The following is a 7,904-nucleotide window of genomic DNA, read 5'->3' as shown; positions in this document are numbered from 1 at the left end:
TAGGGGTCGGGTTGCTGCGGCTGCCCGTACGGGTCGTTCGGCGGGTAGCCCTGTCCGAAGCCGGCCGGTGACTGCGGGGGCTGGCCTTGCTGCCACGCCGGGTTGGGCGTGCCGCACTGCTCGCAGAACTGCGCCTGTGGGTACGCCCCGCAGGCACATTGGTATCCGCCCGGCTGTGGGGCACCGCCGCCGGGGTAGGTCGGCTGGTAGGTCAAGGTCGTCCCCCTCCAAGCAGTTCCGTGTACTCGGCCTCACTGGAGACACCGAGCAGCGGTGAGGATTCGTCCCTCTGGTCGGAGTCCTGGTCGGCATGATCCTGCTCATGCGCATCGACCTGGTTCGAACCGGGGGATTCGAGCTCCATCACCGCGACACTGATGTTGTCGTGCCCGCCGTGTGCGAGCGCTTTTCGTGTCAACGCTACAGCCTTGTCGCCAACACTGCCGTCCGGCAGAGGCAACAGGTCGGAATCGTCATTGAAGTAGCGTGACAGTCCGTCACTGCACACTACGACATGCCCGCCCTCGAGGTCCACCCGGAGGAGGTTCGGATTCAGGGCCGGAGCGTCGGCCCCGAGCCATGCCAGCAGCGCCTTCGCGTACGGGTTCTTGTATCGTTCGTCACGGGGATCGACGCCCTGGTATTCGAGTCGAGCGTGGATCGTGTCGTCGACGGTGAGACTCCGCGCCTTCTCGCCGGCCCAGTACGCCCGCGAATCGCCCACCCAGCACAGGATCACCTGGTTCCCCTCGACGACCGCCGAGACGTACGTGGACGACGGCGGCGAGTTCGGATACTGCTTGCCGACCGCGGCCACCGCGGAGTGGGCCGCGTTGACGCCGCGCCGGGAGGCGTCCTCGGCGCTGAGCCCCTCGCCCAGCGCCGCACGGATCTCGGTCACGGCCGCTTCCACCCCCGCGAGCGACGCGCGTTCGGAGTCCGAGGCGCCCGAGACGCCGTCGCAGACGACCGCGATCTTGCGCCCGTCCTCGGCGAGCGCGATCGCCAGCGAGTCCTGGTTGTAGTGGTGCCGTTTGCCGACGTCGGTGGACGCGCCGATCCCCGGCAGGGCGAACGAGGCGTGGTCGTCCGAGCCGCCGGGGTGGTTCGGGTTGTCCTCGGTCGCGGCCGAGGAGAGCCACGCGACCGTCTCGGCGGGCCGCTCGTGCTCCTCCAGGTCGCCGCCGCACACCTCGCAGTAGCGGCCGACGTCGGCCGCCAGGCCGCATGCGGTGCAGTGCTTCGCGGGGCCTTGCATGGCAGTCGGTGAACCCGGCATTCGGTGCTCCTTCGCTACAGCATCGTGCGGGGGCGGTGTCGGTTGGCCTGGTCGAAGTAGTAGACCTGGTCCTCGCGCCTGGTGCAGGTGTGCGCGAGCCTACGGTAGGCCGATTCGAGGGCCGTGCGCAGTTCCCGGTCCTCGGGCGCGGCGTTGAAGATGCGCGGCTCGGCGGACGGTCCGGTGCGGGCGACGAGGTCGATGGCGGCGTGCAGGATCCGGGTGGACACCAGGTGGCGGCGCCGCGGCTCGAGCTTGAGCTCGCCGAGCCGGCCGGCCATGTGGTGCAGGTCGATGATGCTCGGCGGCGTCGTGCGGCTGTGCAGCGATGTCTGGATGGCGGCGGTCTGCGCGATGCCGTACTGCGAGGACGTCTTCGGGACCTGGTGCAGCGTCGTGATCGCCTCGGTCGAGTGCCCCTCCATGTCGAGCAGGCGGGCCCGGCCGTAGGCGGCCGAGACGAACCGGTGGTCGCACTTCCAGATGCGCGTGTAGTGCGGCAGCGCAAGGTCGCGACGCCCGGCAAGCTCGGCGCAGGCGGCCAGCGCGAGTCGAGGGGCGAGCTCGCCGGGCAGGTGAGAGTAGACGGCGTCGAAGTGCGCGGCGGCGGTGTGGAAGTCCGCGGCGAGCAGCGAGACGATCCCGCGCATCCACGTGACCTGCCACGTGTTGCCCTCCTGGGCCGCGAAATGGTCGAGTGTGGTGTTCGCCATATGGAGTTCGCCGGCGCTGATGAGGGTGCGCACGCGCCGCAGCTGCACTTCGGGGCTCTGGACTGGCGCGGCGGCGAGTTCGGCGAGGATGCCCGCGGCGTCGGTGGCGGTCAGGCTCGCCAGGAATGACGCGGCGGGGTCGGCCATGTCGACCATCGTGGTCGGCAGGGCGTGGGCGACGTCGAACGGGTCGCCGATCGCGGCGACGTCGTATTCGACGTCGGGCTCGCCGAACACGGACTGCTCGACGCTGAACAGCGTCGACGGCTCGAACCTCGGTTCGCCGCCGCGGATCGACTGGACCTCATGGAGGACGCCACGCACCTGGGAGCGCATCTCGTCGGCGTCGGCGAAGCGCGAGCGGGGGTCGGCGTGGCAGGCGCGCAGCAGCAGCCGGTGGAAGGAGCCGAACTCCTGGAACAGGGGTGTCTCCGAGGCGGGCGGGAACTGGTCCTTGTACTCGCCGGTGAAGCCCTTGAACTTGAGCGCGAGCACGGCCATGGACCGGCCGATGGTGTACAGGTCGGAGCTGACCGACGGCCCGACCGAGAGGATCTCGTCGTTGGGGACCGAGTAGCCGGGGGTGCCGTAGATCGCCGACTCCTCGTCGTCGATGCGTCGCACCGCCCCGAGGTCGATGAGTTTGAGCCAGGTCTCGACGTGGATGACGTTGTCGGGCTTGAAGTCGCAGAACAGCAGGCCGCGGTCGTGCAGGTAGGAGAACGCGGGGAGCAGCTCGGAGGTGTAGGTGAGGACCTGGTCGAGCGGCAGGGGTCGGCGCTCGCCGTCGTCGCCGACGGCGTCGCGGATGTCGCGCAGGGACTTGCCGGCGACGTACTCCATGACGATGTAGGACTGGAGCTGGCCCGAGCGGGGGTCGGCGGCGGTGACGAAGTCGTGGATGTTGACCACGTTCGGGTGGTCGATGCCGACCAGGAAGCGGCGTTCGTTGATGGCCGCCTCGATGGCGTCCTCGTCGGTGGTGTTGATCAGGCCCTTGATGACGACCCACCGCTGGGTGAGGTCGTCGGCGAAGTTCTTGTCGTTGGCCAGGTAGATCCAGCCGAGGCCGCCGTGCGCGATCGCGCCGAGGATCTCGTAGCGTTCGGAGAGGACGTCGTCGGGCCGGAGCGAGGGTGTGAACCAGTAGCGGGCCCGGCAGTACGGGCAGAAGCCCTCGACGCGTCCGGACCGGCCCGCCTGGGGGCGGCCGACCGGTTTCCCGCACGAGCCGCAGAAGCGCTTCGTCTCGGGGACCTTGGGGTCGGCCATGACCGCTTCGGCCGGGTCGCGCGGCGGCACCGGCGGCATGTCGGACATGCCTCCGCGCTGGCGGGCGCTGCCGGTCGTCGAGCGCGTGACCGGTCCGGTGATCGGCTGCGGCAGCGGCGCCGCCGGGGCCCGGTAGGGGGCGGGCGGCGGCGAAGGAGGGGCCTGCGAGGGAGGGACGACGTGTGACACGGGCCGGGAGATCGGCATCGTCCCGATCGGGGCGCCCGAGGTCTGCTGGGGGGCGAAGCCGGCCGGAGGCGGCGATGGTGGCGAGGCGAGGCGCTTGCGCACCCGCAGCGTGTCCGAATCGGACTCGTCGTTCACCTGGGCCTGCTGGAGGTCGGGGAGGTAGCGCTGGGTGTGGTCGGGCTGCTCGTCGCTCATCGCGCTCACCTTCAGTCCTGGTACACGGGGGACGGGGGCGTCGCGGTGCCGAGGTGCGCGTCGAGCCACTGGTCATAGATGGACTGCCAGGTGCCGTCGGCGCGCATGTCCTCGAGGACGCCGTTGACGAAGCGGGCGAGGTCGACGTCGCCCTTGGCGAACGCGATGCCGTAGGGCTCCTCGGAGAAGGCGTCGCCGACGACTTCGAGCCTGGGGTCCTGGATCGCCATGCCCGCCAGGATGCAGTCGTCGGTGGTGATCGCGTCGACCACGCCCTGCTGGAGCAGGACCAGGCAGTCGTTGAAGTCGGGGACGGTGACCGGCTGCGCCCGGGACTGGTCTGCGATGTTCCTCGGCGAGGTCGAACTCCTGCCGGTGCACACTCGGTGCTCTGCGGTCAGGTCGGCCAGCGAGGCGATGCCGGATCCCTTGGTGACGAGCAGGCGCTGCCCGCCGTGGTAGTACTCGCTTGAGAACTCGACGTCCCCCCATCGCCCGCAGGTCATCGTCATGGTGCGCACGACCATGTCGACCCGTCCGGAATTCACCGCTTCCTCGCGCTCACCGGAGGTCATCGGCACCCACTGCACTTTCGTCGCGTCGCCCATGAGCGCCGTGACGACCGCTTTGGCGATGTCGATGTCGAACCCGGCGAGGTCGCCGGTGACCGGGTCGCGGTAGCCCATGAGGTTCGTCGACTGGCTGATGCCGACGGCGATCCGGTCCCGGTCGCCCAGGAGGGCTCGCGCGTCGGCGGCGGTGACCGAACCGGGGGAGTACGAAGCGACCGGGTCGCAGCTGTCGTCCGGCGGCGCGGTGCTGATCTCGGGGTCGAAGTCGATGTCCTCGGGCAGCGCGGTCGGCACGTCCACCTCTGGCGGGTCCAAGTTGGCCGGGCCCGAGCAGGCGGCCATGAGCAGGCACACTGCCAGGGCGGTCGCCCACCGGATCTTGTGTCGAATCATGCGTGATACTCCGCCACTCGCATCTGGATGCCGATCGCCGCGCTGACCAGCGCCACCAGGCACAGGGCCGACAGGCCGACCGCCGCGCCCGACAGGGCGCGCCGCGCGTCGCCGGTCGCGGCGACGAACCGCTCGGCGCTGATGTCGGTCGCCTCGGTCAGCTGCTCGTCGAGCTCGTCGAACGACGTCGCCAGGCTCTGCTCGTCCTCGCCCACGGCCAGCGCCACCGCTTCGGTGTACTCGCCCTCCTGGGCGAGCTTGATGACCTCGTCGTGTCCCGCGTTCCATCGCCCGGCCGACTCCTGGGCGGCCGCGAGTGCCTCGGCCAGCTCCGGGTCCTCGCCGTAGGCCGCGTTGAGTTGCGCGAGCAGCCCGTCGTCGCCGGTGAGCAGCGCGATCTGCTCGGCGTAGCGCTCCTCGGCGCTGCCGTCCTCGCCGCGGGCGATGAGCACCAGCGACTCCTCGGCGCGGGCCTGCTGGGCGGCGATGTGCGCCTCGGCCAGCAGTTCGAGCGGATCGGCGCCCTCCTCATGGGACCGCGCGGTGTGGCTCGCCGATGCGAGCGCGACCAGCACGAGCCAGCCGGCCACGCCGATCAGCGCCACCGTCGCCCCGACCGTGCCCAGGTTGAACACCCGGTTGGTCTTGCGGGTCATCCACAGCTGCGCCCACACCAGGACTCCGAGGGCCATGGCGGTGAGGACCGTGGTGAGCCACGGGAACGACTCCGCCGAGTCCCTGGCTTCGTTGAGTTGGTCGATCGCATTGTGCTGCAACGCATTCGCGTCCGGCAGCATCTCGTTTCGCATGAGTGTGGACGCCTGGCGCTGGTAGGTCGCGCCGACCGGCTCTCCGAGCCGGTTGAACGTCCGGGCCGACTCGACCAGTCCGGTGTAGACCGGCATGTGCGTGTTCATCCGCGCCACCAGCTCCGCGTCCTCGGGGGTCTTGACCTCCCCGGCGGCCGTGCTGAGCGCGACCGTGGCGTCGCGCAGCGCCTCCCGGTAGGTTTCGCGCACCTCCTCAGAGGACGCCCCGGCGGTCAGATAGGAACTCGCGGCGGCCGAGTCCGCCTGCGAGAGTGCCTGATACAGATCGAGAGCGGCCACCGACAGGCGACCGGACTGCGTGGTCGTCTCCTCGATCACGGCCGACTTGCCCAGAACGGACGTCAGAGCCGTGGCGCCGGCTCCGAGGATCAGGACCACCAGGATCGCGAGGATGCCGCGCAACTGGCCGGGGGTGTACCGCAGAGCCGCCACGGCGCGCGAGAGCCGTCGCTGCCCGGACGCGGCGCCCGGCGCCTCTTGCGGCGTCTGGATCGGGGCGGGAGGGGCCTGGACGGACAACTTCACCTCACAGAGTCGGGGGTCGTCGTCATGGTATCGGTTCAGGACAACGTCAGTGCCGCCCGTCATCGGGCGCCGGACGCGCTATGTTGAGTCCGTGCCGAACTCCGAAGACGACACCCGCTGGATGGCGCGAGCAGTCGAATTGGCCGAGCAGTGCCCGCCCTCCGAGACCGCGTTCAGCGTGGGCGCCGTGATCGTAGTCGACGGCCGCGCAGTCGGCGAAGGCTACTCGAGGGCCGAGCAGCCCCAGGACCATGCCGAGGAGGTCGCCCTGCGCCGCGCTGGCGGCCCCGTCGAAGGCGCCACCGTCTACTCGACCATGGAGCCGTGCGGAGCCCGCGCCTCCCGGCCCGCCCCGTGCGCCCAGCTCCTCGCCGACGCGAAGATCGCCCGCGTCGTATACGCCCTCGCCGAACCCGTCCGCTTCATCGACGCCCCCGACGGCCTCGCCGTACTGCGCGATGCGGGCATCGACGTCGATGCCATGCCGCAGTTCGCCGCGGCGGCCGAAAGACCCAATTCCCACCTCCGATAACCTGACACCTATGAGGCCACTCATCACCGCCGAAGAGGCGGCCGGACTCATCGAGCCCGTAGTGCTCGACGTCCGCTGGACCCTCGGCGGTCCCCCCAGAGAGCCGGACTACCGCGACGGGCACCTGCCCCGCGCGGTCTGGATCGACCTCGACCGCGACATCTGCGGGCCCGTGCGCGAGACCGGAGGCCGCCACCCCCTGCCCGACCCCGACGCGCTCCAAGAAGTGCTGCGAAACGCCGGTGTCGACGAAGGCTCCACCGTCGTCGTCTACGACGACGGCGACGGCATGGCCGCCGCCCGCACCTGGTGGACGCTCCGCTGGGCCGGTCTCGACGACGTCCGCGTCCTCGACGGCGGCATCGACGCCTGGACCGCGGCCGGCCGTCCGCTGTCGGGCGCCGAACCCCACCCCGAGCGCGGCGACGTCACCGTCCGCCCCGGGAGCCTGCCGGTGCTCGACGCCGACGGCGCCGCCGCTTGGGCGGCCGAACACGAACTGGTCGATGTGCGCGCCCCCGGGCGCTATCGGGGCGAGAATGAACCGATAGACCCCGTCGCCGGGCACATCCCTGGAGCCGTGAACCTTCCGCTGGGCGGCGGGAGCGAGCAGTATCGAGACCGTAAGGGCGCGGCCTTCTACTGCGGATCGGGAGTCGGCGCGTCCCGCGCCGCGCTGGCCATGACGGCCGCCGGAAGGCCGACACCGCCGGTCTACATCGGTTCATGGAGCGACTGGGTCTCACGGGGCCGCGAGGTCGCCGTTGGGGAGGAACAATGAGAAGACTCGCAGTGGTCCTGGCGGTCCCGGCGGCACTGGTCGCGCTGGCCTCGTGCAGCGGCGGCGAAGACGAGGTCGAGGACCCGGTAGACACGGCCGCGAGCGAGGAGTCGCCGACGATCGACCCGACCGAACCGGTCGAGCTGGACCTGATGGAGGCGGGCGGCGCCTGCACCCTCATCGACTCTGCGACTTTGAACACGGTCACCGGCGCGGACTTCCGCTACGCCTCCGGTGGGCCCTCCGAGGACACCGACCAGGAGAACGCCCCCGACCTGGCGACCTGCGCGGTGCAGACCGCCGAGGGCGCCTATCCGGACCTGACGCTGTTCGTCACCGGCACCGAGGTGAGCGTCGAGGTGTACGAGGAGGAGCTTCCCGAGGACGCCGAGGGCATCGACGTGGGCGAGGCCGGGTACTGGATCGTCCACACCGAGGACACCGGCGCCGGGCCGGCGCTGGAGATGGGCTGGATCGACGGCGGCGACGTCTTCGAGATGCGCTACACCGCCCCCGAAGGCACTGAGGCCGCCGAGATCGAGGGCCTCGTGGAGGGCATCACCGATCTCGCCGCCGGCATCAACGGCGCCCATGACGCCGAAGCGGAATCCGACGAATGACTC

General features: G+C 70.5%; 7 protein-coding genes and 1 pseudogene. 3 read left to right on the top strand and 5 right to left on the bottom strand.

Annotated features, from left to right (window positions below; genetic code table 11):
* From L0U85_RS17680 to L0U85_RS17660, 5 genes and pseudogenes are all read right to left on the bottom strand, one after another.
* Window positions 1-215 (bottom strand): annotated as a pseudogene (locus tag L0U85_RS17680) (hypothetical protein); the annotation flags it as partial.
* Window positions 212-1,279, bottom strand: a complete 1,068-nt coding sequence (locus tag L0U85_RS17675; protein WP_241379078.1) for a PP2C family serine/threonine-protein phosphatase — start codon at window positions 1,277-1,279, stop codon at window positions 212-214. The gene L0U85_RS17675 and the pseudogene L0U85_RS17680, both read right to left, overlap by 4 nt.
* Window positions 1,280-1,293: 14 nt before the next feature.
* On the bottom strand, window positions 1,294-3,648 hold the full coding sequence (locus L0U85_RS17670; protein ID WP_241379077.1) for a serine/threonine-protein kinase: 2,355 nt from the start codon (window positions 3,646-3,648) through the stop codon (window positions 1,294-1,296).
* Window positions 3,649-3,659: 11 nt separating this feature from the next.
* Complete coding sequence (locus L0U85_RS17665; RefSeq protein WP_241379076.1) at window positions 3,660-4,613, bottom strand: glutamate ABC transporter substrate-binding protein; 954 nt, start codon at window positions 4,611-4,613, stop codon at window positions 3,660-3,662.
* Window positions 4,610-5,968, bottom strand: coding sequence for an MCP four helix bundle domain-containing protein (locus L0U85_RS17660; RefSeq protein ID WP_241379075.1), 1,359 nt, complete (start codon window positions 5,966-5,968; stop codon window positions 4,610-4,612). The genes L0U85_RS17665 and L0U85_RS17660 overlap by 4 nt, the downstream gene beginning before the upstream one ends.
* Window positions 5,969-6,059: 91 nt before the next feature.
* On the opposite strand from L0U85_RS17660, the gene L0U85_RS17655 reads away from it, so the two are divergent.
* From L0U85_RS17655 to L0U85_RS17645, 3 genes are read left to right on the top strand one after another with little or no spacing between them, the layout of a single operon-like run.
* Entirely contained in the window at window positions 6,060-6,500 is a 441-nt protein-coding gene (locus tag L0U85_RS17655; RefSeq protein WP_241379074.1) for a deaminase, read from the top strand.
* Between the two features lie 10 nt (window positions 6,501-6,510).
* Window positions 6,511-7,281 carry a sulfurtransferase gene (locus L0U85_RS17650; RefSeq protein ID WP_241379073.1) on the top strand — a complete coding sequence of 257 codons (771 nt, stop codon included), beginning with the start codon at window positions 6,511-6,513 and terminating at the stop codon, window positions 7,279-7,281.
* Entirely contained in the window at window positions 7,278-7,901 is a 624-nt protein-coding gene (locus L0U85_RS17645) for a hypothetical protein (RefSeq protein ID WP_241379072.1), read from the top strand. Before L0U85_RS17650 ends, L0U85_RS17645 begins: the two co-directional genes overlap by 4 nt.
* Window positions 7,902-7,904 lie beyond the last annotated feature (3 nt).

The sequence above is a fragment of the Glycomyces sp. L485 genome (assembly GCF_022548875.1).
Taxonomy (GTDB): domain Bacteria; phylum Actinomycetota; class Actinomycetes; order Mycobacteriales; family Micromonosporaceae; genus Glycomyces.
Note: the sequence above shows the minus strand (reverse complement) of the source record. Positions and strands in the feature narration are given on the sequence as shown.